General features: G+C 72.8%; 18 protein-coding genes and 1 tRNA gene. 15 read left to right on the forward strand and 4 right to left on the reverse strand.

Annotated features, from left to right (window positions below):
* Positions 1 to 121 precede the first annotated feature (121 nt).
* The 11 genes from ACWDNY_RS03605 to htpX all read left to right on the forward strand — a co-directional run bounded on the left by ACWDNY_RS03605 (position 122) and on the right by htpX (position 12,316).
* The gene (locus tag ACWDNY_RS03605) at positions 122 to 529 is read left to right on the forward strand and encodes an NADH-quinone oxidoreductase subunit A (RefSeq protein WP_451644045.1); all 408 of its coding nucleotides are present in this window, start codon (positions 122 to 124) and stop codon (positions 527 to 529) included.
* Complete coding sequence (locus tag ACWDNY_RS03610) at positions 520 to 1,230, forward strand: NADH-quinone oxidoreductase subunit B (RefSeq protein ID WP_451644046.1); 711 nt, start codon at positions 520 to 522, stop codon at positions 1,228 to 1,230. Before ACWDNY_RS03605 ends, ACWDNY_RS03610 begins: the two co-directional genes overlap by 10 nt.
* Complete coding sequence (locus tag ACWDNY_RS03615; protein ID WP_451644047.1) at positions 1,227 to 3,266, forward strand: NADH-quinone oxidoreductase subunit C; 2,040 nt, start codon at positions 1,227 to 1,229, stop codon at positions 3,264 to 3,266. The genes ACWDNY_RS03610 and ACWDNY_RS03615 overlap by 4 nt, the downstream gene beginning before the upstream one ends.
* Positions 3,263 to 4,231, forward strand: coding sequence for a complex I subunit 1/NuoH family protein (locus ACWDNY_RS03620; RefSeq protein WP_451644048.1), 969 nt, complete (start codon positions 3,263 to 3,265; stop codon positions 4,229 to 4,231). The genes ACWDNY_RS03615 and ACWDNY_RS03620 overlap by 4 nt, the downstream gene beginning before the upstream one ends.
* Positions 4,232 to 4,344: 113 nt before the next feature.
* Complete coding sequence (locus tag ACWDNY_RS03625) at positions 4,345 to 4,899, forward strand: 4Fe-4S binding protein (RefSeq protein ID WP_451644070.1); 555 nt, start codon at positions 4,345 to 4,347, stop codon at positions 4,897 to 4,899.
* Entirely contained in the window at positions 4,896 to 5,588 is a 693-nt protein-coding gene (locus ACWDNY_RS03630) for an NADH-quinone oxidoreductase subunit J family protein (RefSeq protein ID WP_451644049.1), read from the forward strand. Before ACWDNY_RS03625 ends, ACWDNY_RS03630 begins: the two co-directional genes overlap by 4 nt.
* The gene (nuoK, locus tag ACWDNY_RS03635) at positions 5,588 to 5,977 is read left to right on the forward strand and encodes an NADH-quinone oxidoreductase subunit NuoK (protein WP_451644050.1); all 390 of its coding nucleotides are present in this window, start codon (positions 5,588 to 5,590) and stop codon (positions 5,975 to 5,977) included. The genes ACWDNY_RS03630 and nuoK overlap by 1 nt, the downstream gene beginning before the upstream one ends.
* The gene (locus ACWDNY_RS03640; protein ID WP_451644051.1) at positions 5,974 to 7,968 is read left to right on the forward strand and encodes an NADH-quinone oxidoreductase subunit 5 family protein; all 1,995 of its coding nucleotides are present in this window, start codon (positions 5,974 to 5,976) and stop codon (positions 7,966 to 7,968) included. Before nuoK ends, ACWDNY_RS03640 begins: the two co-directional genes overlap by 4 nt.
* Positions 7,969 to 7,974: 6 nt before the next feature.
* Positions 7,975 to 9,573: a complex I subunit 4 family protein gene (locus ACWDNY_RS03645; protein WP_451644052.1), complete on the forward strand. Its 1,599-nt coding sequence runs from the start codon at positions 7,975 to 7,977 to the stop codon at positions 9,571 to 9,573.
* Positions 9,570 to 11,093 carry an NADH-quinone oxidoreductase subunit N gene (locus ACWDNY_RS03650; RefSeq protein ID WP_451644053.1) on the forward strand — a complete coding sequence of 508 codons (1,524 nt, stop codon included), beginning with the start codon at positions 9,570 to 9,572 and terminating at the stop codon, positions 11,091 to 11,093. Before ACWDNY_RS03645 ends, ACWDNY_RS03650 begins: the two co-directional genes overlap by 4 nt.
* Before the next feature lie 359 nt (positions 11,094 to 11,452).
* Entirely contained in the window at positions 11,453 to 12,316 is an 864-nt protein-coding gene (gene htpX, locus ACWDNY_RS03655) for a zinc metalloprotease HtpX (protein ID WP_451644054.1), read from the forward strand.
* A 61-nt stretch (positions 12,317 to 12,377) separates the two neighbouring features.
* Here the strand turns inward: htpX and ACWDNY_RS03660 are convergent, their stop codons facing one another.
* Positions 12,378 to 12,788 (reverse strand): YccF domain-containing protein, encoded by a 411-nt coding sequence (locus ACWDNY_RS03660; protein WP_451644055.1) that lies wholly within the window; start codon positions 12,786 to 12,788, stop codon positions 12,378 to 12,380.
* A 158-nt stretch (positions 12,789 to 12,946) separates the two neighbouring features.
* Positions 12,947 to 14,281 (reverse strand): PP2C family protein-serine/threonine phosphatase, encoded by a 1,335-nt coding sequence (locus ACWDNY_RS03665; RefSeq protein ID WP_451644056.1) that lies wholly within the window; start codon positions 14,279 to 14,281, stop codon positions 12,947 to 12,949.
* Between the two features lie 464 nt (positions 14,282 to 14,745).
* Between ACWDNY_RS03665 and ACWDNY_RS03670 the strand changes: the two genes are divergently transcribed.
* On the forward strand, positions 14,746 to 15,012 hold the full coding sequence (locus ACWDNY_RS03670) for a GlsB/YeaQ/YmgE family stress response membrane protein (RefSeq protein ID WP_451644058.1): 267 nt from the start codon (positions 14,746 to 14,748) through the stop codon (positions 15,010 to 15,012).
* A 249-nt stretch (positions 15,013 to 15,261) separates the two neighbouring features.
* Here ACWDNY_RS03670 and ACWDNY_RS03675 read toward each other — a convergent pair whose 3' ends face one another.
* Positions 15,262 to 15,750: a YajQ family cyclic di-GMP-binding protein gene (locus ACWDNY_RS03675; RefSeq protein ID WP_030174428.1), complete on the reverse strand. Its 489-nt coding sequence runs from the start codon at positions 15,748 to 15,750 to the stop codon at positions 15,262 to 15,264.
* A gap of 224 nt (positions 15,751 to 15,974) precedes the next feature.
* Here ACWDNY_RS03675 and ACWDNY_RS03680 point away from each other — a divergent pair.
* A tRNA-Tyr gene (locus tag ACWDNY_RS03680) sits at positions 15,975 to 16,056 on the forward strand.
* 275 nt (positions 16,057 to 16,331) lie between these two features.
* Positions 16,332 to 17,279 carry a phosphotransferase family protein gene (locus tag ACWDNY_RS03685; RefSeq protein WP_451644059.1) on the forward strand — a complete coding sequence of 316 codons (948 nt, stop codon included), beginning with the start codon at positions 16,332 to 16,334 and terminating at the stop codon, positions 17,277 to 17,279.
* Between the two features lie 411 nt (positions 17,280 to 17,690).
* Here the strand turns inward: ACWDNY_RS03685 and ACWDNY_RS03690 are convergent, their stop codons facing one another.
* On the reverse strand, positions 17,691 to 18,071 hold the full coding sequence (locus ACWDNY_RS03690; RefSeq protein ID WP_451644060.1) for an antibiotic biosynthesis monooxygenase family protein: 381 nt from the start codon (positions 18,069 to 18,071) through the stop codon (positions 17,691 to 17,693).
* Positions 18,072 to 18,159: 88 nt separating this feature from the next.
* Here ACWDNY_RS03690 and ACWDNY_RS03695 point away from each other — a divergent pair, with 88 nt between their 5' ends.
* Positions 18,160 to 18,387: a hypothetical protein gene (locus ACWDNY_RS03695; protein WP_451644061.1), complete on the forward strand. Its 228-nt coding sequence runs from the start codon at positions 18,160 to 18,162 to the stop codon at positions 18,385 to 18,387.
* Positions 18,388 to 18,490 lie beyond the last annotated feature (103 nt).

Genomic DNA, 18,490 nt, shown 5'->3' on the forward strand with positions numbered 1-18,490 from the left:
ACACAGGATTCACGCAGGGCACGGGTGACCCGGCACCGCGGTCCGGGGGACGGGCACCCGGTCCGCGCGCCCCGGCGGAACCAGGGCCCGTGAACCGCAGGCCGAGGGAGAGGAACGGACGGTGCGGGAGACGTTGCCGGAGTCGACCGCCGTCGTCGCGGCGGACTACTTCCAGTCCTATTCGGTCGTCGGACTGCTCGCCTTCGTGGGCGTGCTCTTCGTCGCCGTGGCCTTCGGCGCGGGCCGCCTGCTGCGCCCCGTCGTCCCCACGCCCGAGAAACTCATGACGTACGAGTGCGGCGTCGACCCGGTCGGCGAGGGCTGGGCGCACACCCAGGTCCGCTACTACGTCTACGCGTTCCTGTACGTGATCTTCGCCGTCGACTCGATCTTCCTGTTCCCCTGGGCGACGGTCTTCGCCGCCCCCGGCTACGGCGCGGCGACGCTCGTGGAGATGTTCGTCTTCCTCGGCTTCCTGGCCGTGGGCCTGCTGTACGCATACAAGAAGGGCGTCCTGGCATGGACGTGAACCCCTCGACCCCCGAGACCGTCCAGGGCGCGGTGCCGGTTCCGGCCCCGGTGCCGCTGCCGGAGCCGAAGCGGCTCGGCGCGCTCGCGCGCCTGGCCCCCGAGCCGATGAAGGTCGTCCTGAACTGGGGCCGCCGCTACTCGCTCTGGGTCTTCAACTTCGGTCTCGCCTGCTGCGCCATCGAGTTCATCGCCGCGTCGATGGCCCGCCACGACTTCATCCGCCTCGGCGTGATCCCGTTCGCGCCGGGCCCGCGCCAGGCCGACCTGATGGTCGTCTCCGGCACGGTGACGGACAAGATGGCACCGGCGGTGAAGCGCCTGTACGAGCAGATGCCCGAGCCGAAGTACGTCATCTCCTTCGGCGCCTGCGCCAACTGCGGCGGCCCGTACTGGGACTCCTACGCCGTCACCAAGGGCGTCGACCAGGTCATCCCGGTGGACGTCTACGTCCCCGGCTGCCCGCCCCGGCCCGAGGCGCTGCTCCAGGGCATCCTCAAGCTCCAGGAGAAGATCGCGCGGGAGTCGCTGGGGGAGCGGTACGGGACCGGCACCGCGCGCCCCTCGGCCGCCGCGCTGCAGAGCGGGCTGGTGAAGCCGCCGGAGGCGGAGTCGGCGGAGGCGGGTTCGGCTCCGGGTCCGGCGGCGCAGGCGGGTCCGGGTTCCGCCGACCGGGCGGACGCGGCGGAGGAGGGGCGATGACCGCGGTCGGCTGGCTGCCCGCGCCCGCCGAGGAACTCTTCGGCGCCGAGGCCACGGCGCAGGAGTCGTACGAGCTCCTGACGGTGGACGTACCGGCCGCGGCCTGGGTCCCCGCCCTGCGGACCGCCCGCGACGAGCTGGGCTGCACCTACTTCGACTGGCTGAGCGCGGTCGACGAACCGGGCACGGGCTTCCGCGTCTCGGCGCACGTCGTCGCCCTGGCCCCGGTCCGGCGGCTGCTCGTGCGGACGACCGTCCCGCACGAGAGCCCGGTCCTGCCCAGCGCCGTGGACGTCTACGCGGGCGCCGCCTGGCACGAACGCGAGACGCACGAGATGTTCGGCGTGGTCTTCGAGGGCCACCCGGCCCTGGACCACCTCCTCCTGCCGGAGACGTTCGAGGGCCATCCGCTGCGCAAGGACTTCGTCCTGGCGGCCCGCGTCGCCAAGGCCTGGCCCGGCGCCAAGGAGCCGGGCGAGTCCGAGCACGGTGGCCCCAAGCGGCGCCAGATGCTGCCCCCGGGCGTGCCCGACCCCAACGAGTGGGGCCCGCTGAAGGGCCAGCTGCCGCCTGCCCCGGCCCGCCCCGCGCGGGCGGCCGGGCGCGCGGCGGCGGGAGGGGCGGCGGGCGAGCGTCCGGTTCGCCGTACGCGCACGGCGGCGGAGGGGTCCGCCGGCCAGGCCGCGCCCTCGGCGGCGGCCTCCGCGGCCGAGGGGAGCGAGACAACGTCGTCCGGTCCGGCGGCCGCGCCGGCGGTCGGCCCGGGCACGGGCCCGGCGGCGCGGCCACGCCGGATGCGCAGCGCGGGCGAGGGCTCGGTGAGCCAGACCGAGGCCCGCCGCGAGGACACGGCGAACGCATCTCCGGCCGCACCGACCGCTCCGGATACCGCGGACGGCACGGCGGCTACTGCGAGCGCCGCCGAAGGCACGGCTGCTGCGCCCGAGCGGCCGTCGGTGGCCGGGGGAACGGCGCCTGAGGCACCGGCGGCGGGCGAGGGCGCGGCTACGGAGAAGCAGGTGGCGTCCGAGGGCGCCACCACCCGGATACCACCGGTGGACGGCCCGGCCGGCGAGGCGTCGGTGGCCCACGAGCCGGTCCGCCCGCCCGAGGGAACCGGCGGGACGACCGCCCAGCCGTCGACGTCCGGGGAACCGACGGCGACGGACCCGACGGACCCCACGGGTGCGGGCGCGGCGGCCGGCCCGGCGAGTCCGACCGGCCCGCGCCGTGCCCGCAGCGCTTCCGAGGGCTCCGCCTCCCAGCGGCAGGAACGGCGGAGCGAACGGCCGGAAACGGCCGCATCCACGACTCCGCCCGCCGGGCCGCGCCGCGCGCGCAGCGCGAGCGAGGGTTCGGCCTCCCAGCGAGCCCGGGCGGCGGCGGCCCGCTCCACGAAGCCGCCCACGGCCCCGCGCAGCTCGGACGCTCCCTGGCACCACGCCCGGCCGGCGTTCGAGGAACCTGAAGCAGAGCCGAGGCCAGGTGAGCCGGACGAGCAGCCGTCCGGACCCGCCCCCTCCTCGACGGCCGCCCCGGAACACGGCACCCGCCCGAACCCTCCGGAGCCCCCGACGGCCGAGCCCCCCGCCACCCCGGCCACCAGGCCGACCAACGGCGACCAGGCAACCGACCCGACCGTCACCCCGGCCGATGGCCCGGGCGGTGCCAGGGCGGAGGAACCGCCGAGCGCCCCGGCCGACCGGCCGAGGGGTGACCGGTCGGCCGACCCGGCCGTGGCCCCCGCCGACGAGCGCAGCCGCGACCGCGCCGAGGCGCCGGACCACGACCGCGCCGAGGCGCCTGACCACGACCGCGCCGAGGCGCCGGGCGGGGACGGTGCCGAGGCGCCTGGCCGCGACCGCGCCGAGGACGCGTCCGGCCGTGACGGAGCCGACGCGTCCGGCCGTGACGGAGCCGACGCGTCCGGCCGTGACGGAGCCGACGCGGCGCCCGGTCGCAGCCGTCCCGCAGCTGCTCGCGACACCACCTCACCCCCGACCCAGGACGACGACCCCGAAGGAGGCCCGCGGTGAACGACGTGGCAGACGTCGCTCTGCGACTCCTGGTCGTCTTCGTCGTCTTCCTGACCTTCCCGCTGATCGTCGGTCAGACGGAGCACAAGGTGATGGCGCACATGCAGGGCCGTCTCGGCCCGATGTACGCCGGCGGCTTCCACGGCTGGGCCCAGCTCATCGCGGACGGCGTGAAGTTCGCGCAGAAGGAGGACGTGGTCCCCGCCGGTGCGGACCGCCGCATCTTCCAGCTCGCGCCCGCCGTCGCCCTGCTGCCCTACCTCCTGGTGCTGCTCGTCGTCCCGATCGGCCCCAGCGAGGGCGCGGTCGGCCAGGTCGTGGACGCGGGTGTGTTCTTCGTCCTCGCCGTCATGGGCGTCGGCGTCCTCGGCTCCCTCATGGCCGGCTGGGCCTCCGCGAACAAGTTCTCCCTCCTCGGCGGCCTGCGCACCGCCGCCCAGCTCCTCGCCTACGAACTGCCGATGCTGCTCGCCGCCGCCTCCGTGGCGATGGCGGCCGGCACCGTCTCGATCCCCGGCATCCTCGACGCCTTCCACTGGTGGTGGCTGCCCTGGCAGGTCGTCGGTGCGATCGTCTTCTTCGTCGCCGGACTCGCCGAGCTGCAGCGCCCGCCGTTCGACATGCCCGTCGCCGACTCGGAGATCATCTTCGGCGCCTACACCGAGTACACCGGTCTGCGCTTCGCCCTGTTCCTGCTGGCCGAGTACGCCGGGATCATCGTCCTGTGCGGACTGACCACCGTCCTCTTCCTCGGCGGCTGGCACGGCCCGTGGGGCGCCGACGGCCTCGGCTGGGTATGGACCCTGCTGAAGACCGCGATCCTCGCGTTCGTCGTGATCTGGCTGCGCGCCACCTATCCCAGGCTGCGCGAGGACCAGCTCCAGAAGCTCTCCTGGACCCTTCTCGTCCCTCTCTCCCTCGCCCAGATCGCCCTCACCGGCATCGTCAAGGTGGTGATCCGGTAGCCATGTCCGGCCCCTCCCACGACCACGGCACCCCGGCGGCGCCCTCCGGGCGGCCCCGCCGGTCCCTTCCCGGCAGCGGCCTCGCCAAGGGGCTGGCCGTCACCCTGCGCACGATGACCAGGAAGGCCGTCACCGAGCAGTACCCGGACGTCCAGCCCGAGCTCGCGCCCCGCACCCGCGGCGTCATCGGTCTGTTCGAGGAGAACTGCACGGTCTGCATGCTCTGCGCCCGGGAGTGCCCGGACTGGTGCATCTACATCGACTCCCACAAGGAGACGATCCCGGCGGCGACCCCCGCCGGCCGTGAGCGCAGCCGCAACGTCCTCGACCGCTTCGCCATCGACTTCTCGCTGTGCATGTACTGCGGCATCTGTATCGAGGTCTGCCCGTTCGACGCGCTGTTCTGGTCCCCGGAGTTCGAGTACGCCGAGACCGACATCCGCGATCTCACCCACGAGCGGGACAAGCTCCGCGAGTGGATGTGGACGGTGCCGGCCCCGCCGCCCCTCGACCCCGGTGCGGAGGAGCCGAAGGAGGTCGCCGCCGCCCGCAGGACCGCCGACAAGCTCGCGGCCGCACAGGCCGCGGAGATCGCGGAGCCCACGGACACCACGGCGGCCGCGCAGGCCCCGCGGCCGGAGACGCGAGAGCAGGAGGGGGACGCGTGAGCCTCGCCGCCTCCGCAGCGCACACCACGACCGCCGCCGGAACCCCCGGCTTCCTCTCCCCGACGGGGGTGGAGGTCGCCTTCCTCCTCGTCGGCCTGGTCACCTTCGGTGCCGCGCTCGTCACCGTCACCACCCGGCAGCTGGTGCACGCCGCCCTGTGGCTGGTGGTGGCCCTCGGCGGTCTCGCCGTCGAGTACCTCCTGCTCACCGCCGAGTTCATCGCGTGGGTGCAGGTCCTCATCTACGTCGGGTCCGTCGTCGTCCTCCTCCTGTTCGGTCTGATGCTCACCAGGGCGCCCATCGGCCGCTCCCCGAACGCCGACTCCGGCAACCGCTGGGCCGCCCTGACCGTCGCCGTGGCCGCGGCGGCCGCCCTCGTCTGGGTCGTCGCCGATGCCTTCCGCACGACCTGGATCGACCTCGACGGAGCCGCGGCCGGCTCGACGCGGGTCACCGGCGAAAGCCTGTTCCAGAACTGGGTCCTCCCCTTCGAGGCCCTCTCCGTCCTCCTCCTGGCCGCCCTGGTCGGCGCGATCGTCCTGTCCCGCAAGGCCAATGCGGACGCCGGCGCCCCGGCCGCCGCAAGCGCACAGGCCACGCGGACCGGACAGGCCACCCCGGGCGGACAGGCCACCCCGGGCGGACAGGCCACCCAGGGCGACCAGGCCGCCGAGGAAGGGGTCCGCTGATGCACCTCGTCTATCCCGCCGTGCTCTCCGCCCTCCTCTTCTGCACGGGCCTGTACGGCGTCCTCGCCCGGCGCAACGCGATCCTGGTCCTGATGTCGGTCGAGCTGATGCTCAACGCCGTCAACCTGAACCTGGTCGCCTTCGACGTCTGGCTGAGCAAGGCCGCGCAGGAGACCCTGCACTCCGGCCAGGCCCTGACCCTGTTCACCATCGCCATCGCCGCCGCCGAGATCGGCATCGGTCTGGCGATCGTCCTCGCCGTCCACCGCAACCGCGGCACCTCGGACATCGACCGCCTCCGCGACGCCGCCGAGGGCCCCGGCGACGGCCCCGGCAGCGACGCCCCCGCGACCGCGACGGCCGCTGAGAAGGCTGAGGCCACCGCGTGACCACGACCACCCTCGCCGTCCTCGTCCCCCTCCTGCCGTTCCTGGGCGCCGCGGCCGGCCTGCTGCTCGGCCGCACGGCCCCCGGCTTCGTCCGCCCGCTCGCCGTTGTGCCGACCCTCGCCTCCTTCCTGGTCGCCGTGCTCGTCGCCGCACGCCAGGGCGGCGGCCGGCCGATCGACGCGGCCACCGAGCTCGCGCCCACCGGCTCGGTCCCCGTCGACCTCGCCCTGCACATCGACGGCTACGCCGCCCTGGTCGCCGTACTGGTCACCGTCGTCGCGACCTGCGTGCAGCTGTACTCGACGGGCTACCTGCGCGACGACCCGCGCTACCCCTCGTACGCCGCTCTCGTCTCCCTGTTCACCTCCGCGATGCTGCTCGTGGTCTACTCGGGCGACCTGATGGTGCTGCTGGTCGGCTGGGAGGTCATGGGCATCTGCTCGTACTTCCTCGTCGGCCACTACTGGCAGACCCCGGAGGCCCGCGCCGCCTCCCTGAAGGCCTTCCTGGTCACCAAGCTCGGCGACGTGCCCTTCCTGATCGGGCTGTTCGCCCTGGCCGCCGGCACCGGGTCCTTCCGCATCACGAGGATCCTCGGCGCGGTCGCGAGCGGCGGCCTGGACCACCCGACGGTGATCGCCCTGCTGCTGCTCGCCGGCGTCGCGGGCAAGAGCGCGCAGTTCCCGCTGCACACCTGGCTCCCCGACGCGATGGCGGGCCCCACGCCCGTCTCCGCGCTCATCCACGCCGCGACGATGGTCGCCGCCGGTGTCTACTTCGTCGCCCGGCTCCTTCCCCTCTTCCAGGCCTCCTCGGCCGCGATGGTCGTCCTCGCCGTCATGGCCGCCGTGACGATGACCGGCTCCGCCGTCGCCGCGCTCGCCCAGGACGACATCAAACGTGTCCTCGCCTACTCGACGATCGGGCAGCTCGGCTACATGACCGGCGCCCTCGCCGTCGGCGACCGCGGCGCCGCCGTCTTCCACCTCCTGTCCCACGGCGCCTTCAAGGCGCTGCTGTTCCTCGCGGCCGGCGTGGTCATCCACGCGGCCGGCACCAACTCGCTCGCCGCCATGTCCCGCATGAACCACCTGCGCGACCGCGTCCCCGACGCCTACTGGACGATGACCGTGGCGCTCCTCGCGCTCGCCGCGATCCCGCCGTTCAGCGGGTTCTTCTCCAAGGAGTCCATCCTCGGCGCCGCCGAGCACGTCGCGACCGGCCACACACAGCACGCACCCGGCGCGGCGGGCTGGCTCGTCCTCGTCGCCGGCCTGCTCACGGCCCTGTTCACCGCCGCGTACGCCACGCGCCTGTGGCTGCTGGCCTTCTGCGGCCGGGGCACCGAGGCCCCCGACCACGGCAGGCAGCCCGCGGTGATGAACGCCGTGCTGTGGGTGCTCGCCGTGCCCTCCCTGGCGTTCGGCGCCTTCACCTTCCGGCTGCTGCCCGACTGGTTCGACGGCCGCAGCCTCACCCCGGCCCTGACCACCTCCGTGCTCGGCACGGGCGTGGCCCTGGTCGGCGGCATCGTCACCTACGCCGCCTGGCGGCACACCACCGCGCTCGCCGCCGCTGTCCCCCTGGGCGCGGTCGCCGCCCACCCGGAGGCGGACGCCGGACTCGTCGAGGCCGAGGCCATCGCCACCCACAGGCCCGCCTACGGCGACATCGCCTACGCGTCCGACCCGGCCGACCCGGGACGGCTGCTCCTCGGCCCGCTGCACCGGCACGCGGCCGCCGGGTTCCACCTCGACGCCGTGTACGAGACCCTCTTCGTCCGCCCGGTGCTGGCCGCAGCGAGCCTCGTCCGGTTCCTCGACCGAGAGGTCGTGGAGACCTACGTACGCGGCGCCGGCGCCCTACCCCGCTGGGCCGGTGCCGCCGTACGGCGCGCCCAGACCGGCAATGTGCAGACCTATGTGAGCGCTCTGCTCGCCGGCACCGTCGTCCTGACGGTCGTCGTCGTCCTCGTCGCCACGGGAGCGTGAGCAGGCGTGATCGGTATCAACGAGTCCGTGATGCAGTTCCTTCTGGCATTCGTCGTCGTCGGCCCGCTCATCGGCGCGCTCGCCGCCCTGCTGCCCGCCCCGCCGGGACTGAAGGGGAAGTCACCCGAGCAGGCCGTGCTGCGGCACGGCGTCACCGTGACCGGCGCCGTCCTCGTCGCCGCGATCGCCCTCGCGCTCGGCTTCGACCACGACCACCCGTCGAGGATGCAGGCCACGACGGACATCAGCTGGATCCCCGCACTCCACGTGCGCATCCACCTCGGCATCGACGGCATCTCCCTCCCCCTCGTCGTCCTGACCGCGCTGCTGACCTTCCTCTGCGCGCTGTACAGCTACTTCAGGCAGCAGCACGAGCAGCCGGCGCCGCAGGCCGCGGGCCCCGGCCCGAAGGCGTTCGTCGCGCTGCTGCTCGTCCTCGAGTCCGGCACGCTCGCGTCCTTCGCCGTCCTCGACCTGCTGCTGTTCTTCCTCGCGTTCGAGACGGTGCTCGTCCCGATGTACTTCCTCATCGCCCGCTGGGGCGGCGAGAACCGCCGGGCCGCCGCCTGGCGCTTCATCCTCTACACGCTGCTCGGTTCGGTCGTCATGCTGCTCGGCCTGCTCCTGATCGGGATCAAGGCGGGCACGTTCGACATGGTGGCACTCGCCACTGACAACGGCCGGTCGCTGACCGCGTCCGTGCAGGTCGTCGCGGTACTGGCGGTCGGGATCGGACTCGCGGTCAAGACCCCGATGTGGCCCCTGCACAGCTGGCTGCCGGACGCCCACACCGCCGCGCCGACCGTCGGCTCCGTCCTGCTGGCCGGCGTGCTGCTGAAGATGGGCACGTACGGGTTCGTCCGCATCCTCCTGCCGGTCGCTCCCGACGGCTTCCGCACCTTCGCGCCCTACCTCGCCGCGTTCGCCGTCGTCGGGATCATCTACGGGTCCCTGGCCTGCCTCGCCCTGGCCAAACGGGGTGCCAAGGGCGACCTCAAGCGGCTCATCGCCTACTCCTCCGTCGGTCACATGGGCTTCGTCCTGCTCGGCATCGCCACCATGACCCCCACCGGCGTCAACGGCGCGCTGTTCGCCAACATCGCCCACGGCCTCATCACCGGCCTGCTGTTCTTCCTGGTCGGCGCGCTGAAGGACCGCACCGGCACCACCGACCTCGACACCCTGTCCGAGAAGACGGGGGCCGCCCTGTACGGCAGGGCACCCCGCCTCGGCGGTCTGCTCGCCTTCGGCGCGGTCGCCTCTCTCGGCCTGCCCGGCCTGGCCGGTTTCTGGGGCGAGATGCTGGCCCTGTTCGGCGCGTTCCGGCCCGCCGTCGGTCTCGCCCGCCCCGCGTTCCTCACCTTCACGGCGATCGGAGCGTTCGGCACCCTGCTGACCGCCGCGTACCTGCTCGTCGTGGTCCGCCGCGTCTGCATGGGCGCCGAACCGCAGGACGCGCCGCACCTGCCCGACGTGCGCGGCTACGAGTTCGCGGCCTGGACCCCGCTCGTCGCCCTCATCGTCGTCGCCGGACTGTGGCCCAAGACCCTGCTCGGGCTGACCGACCCGGCCGTGCAGCAGCTCCTCGCAGGAGGCACCCGATGAGCTCCCCGGCCCAGCCCCTGGCCGCCTCGGTGATCCAGTCCGTCGACTGGGTCGCCGTTGCGCCGCCCCTGATCACGGCCGTGGCCGCCCTCGCCGTGCTCGTCGCCGACCTCTTCCTGCCCGAGCCGCGCAAACCCCTGCTCGGCTGGGTCTCGATCGCGGGGCTCGCCGCGTCCGCGCTGGCCCTGCTGCCGCTGCTGGACGGTGACCGCGCCACGTTCTGCCTCACCGGCCGGGCCGGCGTCTGCAGCTACACGGCCGACCGCTTCACCCTCGTCATCCAGTTCCTCGTCCTCGGCGGTGCCCTGCTGGCCGCCCTGCTGTCCGTCACGGCCCTGAAGGACGAGCGCCGGGCACTCGCCCAGGGCGAATACTGGTTCCTGGTGCTGTCCTCCGCCGCGGGCGCGGCGCTGCTGCCGGCCTCCCGCGACCTGGCGACCCTGATCGTCGCCCTGGAGGTGGCCTCCCTGCCCGCCTTCGCGCTCGTCGGCATCCGGCACGGCGACCGCCGCTCGTCCGACGCGGCCCTGAAGTTCTTCCTGTCCTCGGTCACCGCGACGGCCGTCAGCCTGCTGGGCATCAGCTTCGTCTACGCGTCCACCGGCACCCTGTACCTGAGCCAGGTGGCCGACCGCCTCCAGCACGTCGACGGGCAGCTGAACACGCTCGCCCAGACCGGCGTCGTCCTCACCCTCGTCGGCTTCGCCTTCAAGACGGCCGCCGTCCCGTTCCACTTCTGGGTGCCCGACACCTACGTGGGCGCGCCGCTGCCGATCGCCGCCTACCTGTCGGTCGTCGGCAAGGCGGTCGGCTTCACCGGCCTCATCCTCGTCACCGTCGTCGCCTTCCCCTCGTACGCCGATGTCTGGGGTCCGGCGCTCGCGGCGCTGGCCGCGCTCACCATGACGGTCGGCAACGTCGGAGCCCTGCGCCAGCAGGCCACGCGCGCGTTCAGCGCGGTCCGGCTGCTGGCCTGGTCGTCCGTGGGCCAGGCCGGCTACCTGCTCGTGCCGATCGCCGCGGCGGGCTACTCGAAGGACGCCGGCAAGTCGATCGGCTCCACGGTCGCGTACGCGCTCATGTACGCCGCCGTCAACCTCGGCGCCTTCGCGGTCGCCGCGCTGGTCGGCCGTACGCGGCCCGGCAACCGGATCAGCGACTACCGGGGCCTGTACGCCACGAACCCGCTGACCGCCCTGCTGTTCGCCTTCTTCCTGCTGTGCCTCGCCGGGCTGCCGCCAGGTGTCATCGGCCTGTTCGCCAAGGTCACCGTGTTCTCGGCGGCGGTGGAGGCCGGACTTGGCTGGCTCGCCGTCGTCATGGCCGTCAACGTCGTGATCGCGCTCTTCTACTACCTGCAGTGGACGGCCCTGCTCTTCCGGGCCCCCGAGGGCGAGCCGGCCGGGCACCGCATCCCGGCCCCGCTCACCGCCGCGCTCGCCCTGACGGCCGTCCTCGGCATCGCCCTCTCGGGCGCGCCGCAGCTGGTCCTGCGGTTCGCGGGCACGGGTCTGTTCTGACGGGCCGCGCCCGTCCAACGGCGGTGCCGCGCCCGTCTCACGACGGGACCGCACCCATGCCCGGGCGCGGCCGCGCCCGTATCAAGATGCCCGGCGCGACCGCCGGCTCCCGGCGCCCGGCCCCCGTTTCCGTGCGCAGGCATCGCCCCGCGGGCGAGGGGCACTCGGCCTTCTGCGCGCGAGCCGACCGGCGTACCGCTCACCCGGACGGCCCGCGCGCCGCCGCAACACCAGGGAACCAGGGGTCCCCGCCCGGCGTTGACCAGTACGAAAGGGTCCACTGGACGTGACACCACGGCCCAGTGGCGTGACTGCAGCAAGCCAAGGGTTCCCCTGCCGCACCACTTGGAGGGCGTACCGTGCACCGCCGGCACAACGGGCTCAGGACCGCAGTACTCCTCGGGGGACTGTCCGCCCTCATCATCGTCATCGGCAGTTTCTTCGGCCGCACAGGGCTCGTCGTCGCGGTCCTCGTCGCCCTCGGCACCAACGCGTACGCGTACTGGAACAGCGACAAACTGGCCCTGAGGGCGATGCGTGCCCGGCCCGTCAGCGAGTTCGAGGCCCCGGGCCTGTACCGCATGGTCCGCGAGCTCTCCAGCCAGGTCCGCCAGCCCATGCCGCGCCTGTACATCTCCCCGACGGAGGCGCCGAACGCCTTCGCCACCGGCCGCAACCCGCGCAACGCCGCCGTGTGCTGCACGGACGGCATCCTGCGCCTCCTCGACGAGCGCGAGCTGCGCGGCGTCATCGGCCACGAGCTCAGCCACGTCTACAACCGCGACATCCTCATCTCGTCCGTGGCCGGCGCCCTCGCCTCAGTGATCATGTTCCTGGTGAACTTCGCCTGGCTGATCCCCGTCGGCCGTTCCGACGACGACGAGGGGCCCGGCCTCTTCGGCATGCTGCTGATCCTGATACTGGGCCCGCTCGCGGCCAGCCTGATCCGGCTCGCCATCAGCCGCTCCAGGGAGTACGAGGCGGACGCGTCCGGCGCCCAGCTCACCGGCGACCCCCTCGCCCTCGCGGGCGCCCTGCGCAAGCTGGAGGTCGGCACCAAGCAGCTCCCGCTGCCGCCGGAGCCGCGCATCGAGACGGTGAGTCACATGATGATCGCGAACCCGTTCCGCCCCGGCCAGGGGCTGGCGAAGATGTTCTCCACGCACCCGCCGATGGCGGAGCGCATCGCCCGACTCGAACAGATGGCGGGCCGACGGCGGTGACGACGGCCCTCAGCGCCGTGCGGTGTCCCTGAGCGGCCCTGCCCGTTCCCCCCGTCCGCCGTCACCACGCCGTCCGCCGGCCGAAGCCCTTGTCGGTGGACACCACCTCGCGCCCCAGGGGCATGAGCGAGATCGGGATGAGCTTCAGGTTCGCCCATCCGAACGGGATGCCGATGATCGACAGGAACAGCGGGATGCTCGTGAGCAGGTGCCCCAGCGCCAGCCACCACCCGGCGAGAACGACCCAGATCACGTTCCCGAGGAAGGACGGCGCACCGGCGTCGGGCCGGTCCACCGTGGTCCTGCCGAACGGCCACAGCACGAACCCCGCGATGCGCAGCGCCGCGATGCCGAACGGGATGGTGACGATCAGGAGGAAGCACACCAGCGCCGCGACAAGGTACCCGAGCGCCATCCAGATGCCGCAGAGGACCAGCCACAGAACATTGAGCACCAGGTTGAACACCTTCATGATCGGCACCTCTCCGGGTCGCTCCGCCGGCACCGCCTGCTGGTCCAAGTATCAGCGGGTGACGCCCCGGCGTCACCGCGGCGCCCGCCGGGGCGCGATCGGGGGAGGGCCCTGCGAGGGCGACGGCCGTGACACCGGGCGCCGGACCGGCGTCCCCCTCAGCCGGTGACACGGACGGCGAGAATGGCCACGTCGTCGTCGAAGGCACCGGCGCGATGGGCGAGAAGCGCATCGCACAACTGGTCGAGTGGAGCCGTGGCAAGGGCAGCGGCCAGGCGTCCGGCCTCGTCCATGCCCTCGTCGAGCGAGTGGCCGCGGCACTCGACCAGCCCGTCGGTGTGCAGGACCATGGTCGCGCCCGGTGGGAGGAGCAGCTCGTGCTCGGGGCGCATCAGGCCGGGGTCGACGCCGAGGGGATGGCCGACGGACTCGGTGCGCACGTACCGGGCCCGGTGGTCGGGGGTGGCCAGCAGAGGGGGCAGATGCCCGGCACTGGCCCAGCGCAGCAGCCGGCTGCCGTCGCGGTCGGGAGACTCCAGACGGGCGACGAGGACCGTGGCCATGGGACCGCCGTACAGGCCGTGCAGGACCTCGTCGAGACGGTGGAGGATCCGGCTCGGCGGCTCCCGCTCGTCGAAGGCGATGACGCGCAGGGCGTTGCTGATCTGGCTCATGAGGGTGGCGGCCTCCAGGCCGTGGCCCATCACGTCGCCGACCATCAGACAGGGGGCATGCCCGGGCAGGCGGAAGAGGTCGTACCAGTCCCCGCCGATGCGCGGCGTCCGCGTGGAGGGCTGGTAGCGGGCCCGCAGTTCCAGACCGGGTATGCCGGGCAGGTCGGGCAGGAGGCGGAGCTGGAACTCCTCGGTGGCGCGGCGGACCCGCTCGTAGAGACGGGCGTTCTCGATGGCGACACCGGCCGCGCCGGCCAGGGCCGTGACGATCTCCTCGTCCTCGTCGGTGAAGGGGCCGTCCTGCTTGTCGGCGAGGTACAGGTTGCCGTAGACGGTGCCGCGGACCCGGATCGGCACCCCGAGCAGGGTGGTCATGACCGGGTGCCCCTTGGGGAAGCCCACCGCCCGCGGGTGCCCGGCGAGGTCGGCCACGCGCAGCGGACTGGGGTTGCGGACCAGCTCGCCGAGCAGTCCGGTGCCGTGGGGCAGCTCGTCCCCGGACCCGCGCCGGAACTGGTCCGCGCCGAATCCGGACGGGATCAGCTCGGTGAAGTGCCCGGCCTGGTCCAGTACGCCGATCGCCGCGTACCGGGCGTCGACGAGTCTCCGGGACGACTCCACGATGGAGTGCAGCACGACGTCCAGCTCCAGGGCGCTGCCTATGCTCATCACGGCGTCCAGCAGCGCGCGCAGACGCCCGTGGACGTGCGCCAGGTGCCGCAGCCCGGCCTGCAGGCGGTCCAGGTCCTCGCCGCCCGAAGGCGGCGGGATCCGCCTTGCGTCCGACCCGTGCGTACCGGTGTTCGAGGGCTGACTCACGAGCTCCTCACCTCCGCACGCGTGCCGACCGCGCCCCGGTCCCGCACGGGTACCCGCGCAGCCCAGTACCGACATGCCCTTTTCGGTTCGCGGAGTTTCGGTTCGCGGAGCGAAGCCCCGGCCTGCCTCGTCCCGCCCGCGAGGTGCCGGCACCCGCGGACGCCCCGCACCCCGGGCGGCCCGCCCCGTATCCCAGGGCGGCGCCCCGCCCCGCAACCCGGGGCCCGTCGGTCCCCTGGGCGGAGCCCGTCATGGTGCGTACCGCAGTGATCAGTGCAACCGTCGGATGTGGTCGCGGCGTCTTCAGCGGCAACACGGCACGAGAACCCCGTGGGGCGAGCACCACGACGAGGACGGGAGAGCGGCGTCCCGTACGAGGAGCGGGACGCGCGGCCTGCGGACACGACCCCGGAGCCGCAGCGCGGGGACAGTGCAGGCACAGGGTGGAAGGGCAGGATCAGGACATGGGCATCGTCAGCTGGATCATCCTGGGGCTGTTGGCCGGTGCCATCGCCAAGTTCCTGCTGCCCGGCCGTGACCCGGGCGGCCTCCTCGGCACCACCCTCATCGGCATCGCGGGCGCGTTCATCGGCGGCTGGATCTCGGCCCACTGGCTGGACCACCCCATCAGCAAGGAGTTCTACGACGGCGCCACCTGGGCGGCGGCGATCGGCGGCTCACTCGTGCTGCTGATCGCCTACCGCATCCTGTTCGGCAACTCACGCGACTGAGCGCGCCGCCGCGGCGCCGGCGTCCCGCAGACGGCGAAGGGTGGGCACCGAACGGGTGCCCACCCTTCGCCGTACGCCCGGCCCGCGACGCCCGGCCGCCCGGCCTGCCGAACACGACGGCCGGATGCCCCGCCTGGGGCGCGGTGACCGGACGTCCGGCCGCCGAAGGCTATGGCCGGATGCCGGATGCCCGCCCCGGGCGCGATGCCGGATGCCCGCCCAGGGCGCGGAGGCCGGTCGTCCGGCGGACTAGCGGTAGTTCACGAACTGCAGCGCGAAGTCGAAGTCCTTGCCCTTCAGAAGGGCGATGACGGCCTGCAGGTCGTCGCGGCTCTTGGAGCTGACGCGCAGCTCATCGCCCTGGACCTGCGCCTTGACGCCCTTGGGGCCCTCGTCACGGATGATCTTCGCCACCTTCTTGGCGTTCTCCTGGGAGATGCCCTCCTCGATGGAGGCGAAGATCTTGTACTCCTTGCCGGACAGCTGCGGCTCGCCCGCGTCCAGGGCCTTCAGCGAGATGCCGCGCTTGATCAGCTTGGACTGGAAGACGTCGAGGACCGCCTTCACCCGGTCCTCGGAGTTGGCCTCCATGAGGATCTTCTCGCCGGACCATGAGATCGAGGCACCCACGCCCTTGAAGTCATAGCGCTGCGAGATCTCCTTGGCGGCCTGGTTGAGGGCGTTGTCGACCTCCTGCCGCTCGACCTTCGAGACGATGTCGAAACTGGAGTCGGCCATGTCCTGTGGCTCCTTGTATCAGGGTGCTTGTCGGGTGCGTGTCGGCGGGCGTGGGGTTCCGCCGAGCCCGGCAGGGAGTCCCGGGCCGCATCCGCACCAGCCTAGTCACCCGTCGTCCGCGGTGACGCCGATCAATCGGGTGGCGAAGCACCCCTGCGCATCAGGTATCGTTTACGTCGTTGCCACGGAGCACCGCCGAAAGGCGGACGACGGGCAGCATCCCCGGCGGTGTGCCCGAGCGGCCAAAGGGAGCAGACTGTAAATCTGCCGGCTCAGCCTTCCCAGGTTCGAATCCTGGCGCCGCCACGCTGAGGGAAACCCCCTCTGATCAGCTTACTTGCCTGGTCAGAGGGGGTTTCTTGTTGCTTCTCCTCGCTCGACTCGTCGTGGACGTGTCTCACCTCGTCCCACCCGTATCCCACCGTTGACCAGTGCGTGTCCCCCAGGCGTCCCCCAGGAGGGCATGATCACTCCGGCTCGTTCCACGAGGCGCGGGCGAGGGGCCTACCGTGGGAGATGGTCCCGGCGACGGCCCCGCCGACCGGCAGGTCGTGCACGCCGGGGGCGGAAGGAGGCGCGAGATGTCCGATGCGATACGGGACACCACGGCCCGGCGCGTACGACATTTCGTCGACGCCGGATATCCCGACGCCCAGCCCGTCGAGGCGGCGGTGGAGGGAGCCGTCTACCGACTCGGGGACGGAACGGTGGCCAAGGTGTGGGAGCGCCGACGGGGATCCGAACTGCGGCGGATGCAGCGTTTCTACGCCGATGCCGCGGCGCACCTGCCGTTCGGCGCCCCGGAGATCCTCGCCGTCGAGGACATCGACGGTGTCCCGATGACCGTGGAGCGGGAGCTGACCGGCGAGCCCTTGGCGGGCCGGATCCGCACCGACGACCCGGACGAGGTGCTGCCCGAAGCGGTCGACTGCCTGGTCGGCGTGCTGCGTGCCCTGGCGGACGCCCATGACGTCGGCGAGGTCAAGCACCTTCCTGTGCTGGACGAGGAACGCCCGCTGTGGGAAGGCCACACCACTTTCGGATCCGCCCTGGCGGACCTGGTGGACCGGCGGGTCAGCCGGTGCGCGGACCGGCTCTCCACGGATGTCCGCGACTTCGACGACACGCGCGCCCGGCTGCTTCGGAAGCTGCGCTCGCTGCCCCGTACCGACGAGGCGGTCGTCCACGGTGACGTCTTCCCGGAGACCGTGCTGGTGGACGACGACCTGCGGCCGCTCGCCCTGGTCGACTACGGCTTCCTGTCCACGGGCGGGGACCCCCGGTTCGACGCCGCCGTGGCCGCGGCCGTCTTCCCGACGGGCACCGAGCACGCCCCGGAGATCACCCAGCAGCTCACCACGCGGTTCGCCGACGAGTTCGGCTACGCGGTCGACGACCTCCTGCTGTACCGGGCCGCCTATGCGATGGCCACGAGCGACGCCTTCGCGCCGGGCGGCGGTGACGAGCACTTCGCCTGGTGCGTCACCGTGCTCGAGGACCCGGCCGTCGCCGAGTCCCTGCACCGGTGACGCACCCCGAGCAGCCGGGAAGTTCCGGTGGCGGTGTGTGCGGTGCCCTGACGATCCCGAGCGGATCCAGGGGCACATGGCCTGGGGGGCGAGCGGCCGTTCTCTGCCGACGACGCCCGAGGAGGCCACGAAGACAGCGAGTGGATGGTCGAGCGGAAGGTCGGGGTTCCAAGCCGGCCACTCGCCCGGGTGCGAGGTGAGGCGAGACCTTCCCCCAGGTTCGAATCCTGGCGCCGCCACGCATGGGGAATCGTCCCCCGACCAGCAAGCCTGGTTGGGGGACGTTCTCGTTTTCCCGCGGCTTCCCTGCCGGGGCGCTTGCTCCGGCACGTCTGTGGCGCGTCGCACCGGCCTTGATCACTCGGCGGCCGGTCCCCGCGTCGGAGGGCCCTCCTCGGTGATCTCGGTTGGTCAGCCTGCCGCCGGGCTCTGCGGATCCTCCGCTCGCACGAACCCGTGGCTCCGCTCCACCTTCGCCACGTGCAGCGTGTAGCTCTCGTACCACTCGTCCCGCCCGCGCTTCTGCGCCGCGCGGTGCTCGGCGTTGCGCCGCCACTCCGTGAGACCGTCGGCGTCGCGGAAGTACCCGACGGTGATGCCCAGCCCGCCGGGGGTCTGTGCGTGGTCCATCCCCAGGAACCCGGGGATGTCCTTCACCAGGTCCTCCATGCGCGCGTTGGTCTCGCGGTAGCCGCTCTGGTTCCCGGTTCGCACCGAGGTGAAGACAGCCGCGTAGTAGGGGGGTTCATGGGCCTCGACGGGTGCGACAGGCGCTTCCCACTGATCGCTCATGCCGCCACCGTAGGGCGGGACGCGCCAACGGGCCAGGGCGCGTCGTGGCCGTACGGGCCCTGTCAGTGCCCGGGGGCACACTGGCTCCATGTCCTCGTCGTCCTCGTCCCCGCGCCGCAGATCGTGCCCCGTGTGCCGTCGTGAGATCGCCGTCGTCGCCGGGCGGTTCGCGCGGCACGACCCGCCCGGTGCGCGGGACAGCGGCGAGCTGACGTCCTGTCCGGGATCGCGCCGGGCGGCGCAACTCGGCGCCGTGCAGCCGTCGCTGGACGGATACGTGGTTCCCGAGTTCCCGGGGCAGCTCCCGCTGTTCTAGTGCCGCGACAGGCAACGTTCGCCCCGTCGCGGCGCCCGGCACGCTCCCCCAAGCTCTCGGCTCCGCTCGAGCAGGGGGTACCCCCACTCGCCGCACCGGCCGG

The sequence above is a fragment of the Streptomyces sp. NPDC003697 genome (assembly GCF_053587115.1).

Coding starts and splice junctions, on each gene's coding strand:
- ACWDNY_RS03610 (WP_451644046.1), top strand. CDS start 520: ATGGACGTGAACCCCTCGACCCCCGAGACCGTCCAGGGCGCGGTGCCG.
- ACWDNY_RS03615 (WP_451644047.1), top strand. CDS start 1,227: ATGACCGCGGTCGGCTGGCTGCCCGCGCCCGCCGAGGAACTCTTCGGC.
- ACWDNY_RS03625 (WP_451644070.1), top strand. CDS start 4,345: ATGACCAGGAAGGCCGTCACCGAGCAGTACCCGGACGTCCAGCCCGAG.
- nuoK (WP_451644050.1), top strand. CDS start 5,588: ATGCACCTCGTCTATCCCGCCGTGCTCTCCGCCCTCCTCTTCTGCACG.
- ACWDNY_RS03650 (WP_451644053.1), top strand. CDS start 9,570: ATGAGCTCCCCGGCCCAGCCCCTGGCCGCCTCGGTGATCCAGTCCGTC.
- ACWDNY_RS03660 (WP_451644055.1), bottom strand. CDS start 12,788: ATGAAGGTGTTCAACCTGGTGCTCAATGTTCTGTGGCTGGTCCTCTGC.
- ACWDNY_RS03670 (WP_451644058.1), top strand. CDS start 14,746: ATGGGCATCGTCAGCTGGATCATCCTGGGGCTGTTGGCCGGTGCCATC.
- ACWDNY_RS03675 (WP_030174428.1), bottom strand. CDS start 15,750: ATGGCCGACTCCAGTTTCGACATCGTCTCGAAGGTCGAGCGGCAGGAG.
- ACWDNY_RS03685 (WP_451644059.1), top strand. CDS start 16,332: ATGTCCGATGCGATACGGGACACCACGGCCCGGCGCGTACGACATTTC.
- ACWDNY_RS03690 (WP_451644060.1), bottom strand. CDS start 18,071: ATGAGCGATCAGTGGGAAGCGCCTGTCGCACCCGTCGAGGCCCATGAA.
- ACWDNY_RS03695 (WP_451644061.1), top strand. CDS start 18,160: ATGTCCTCGTCGTCCTCGTCCCCGCGCCGCAGATCGTGCCCCGTGTGC.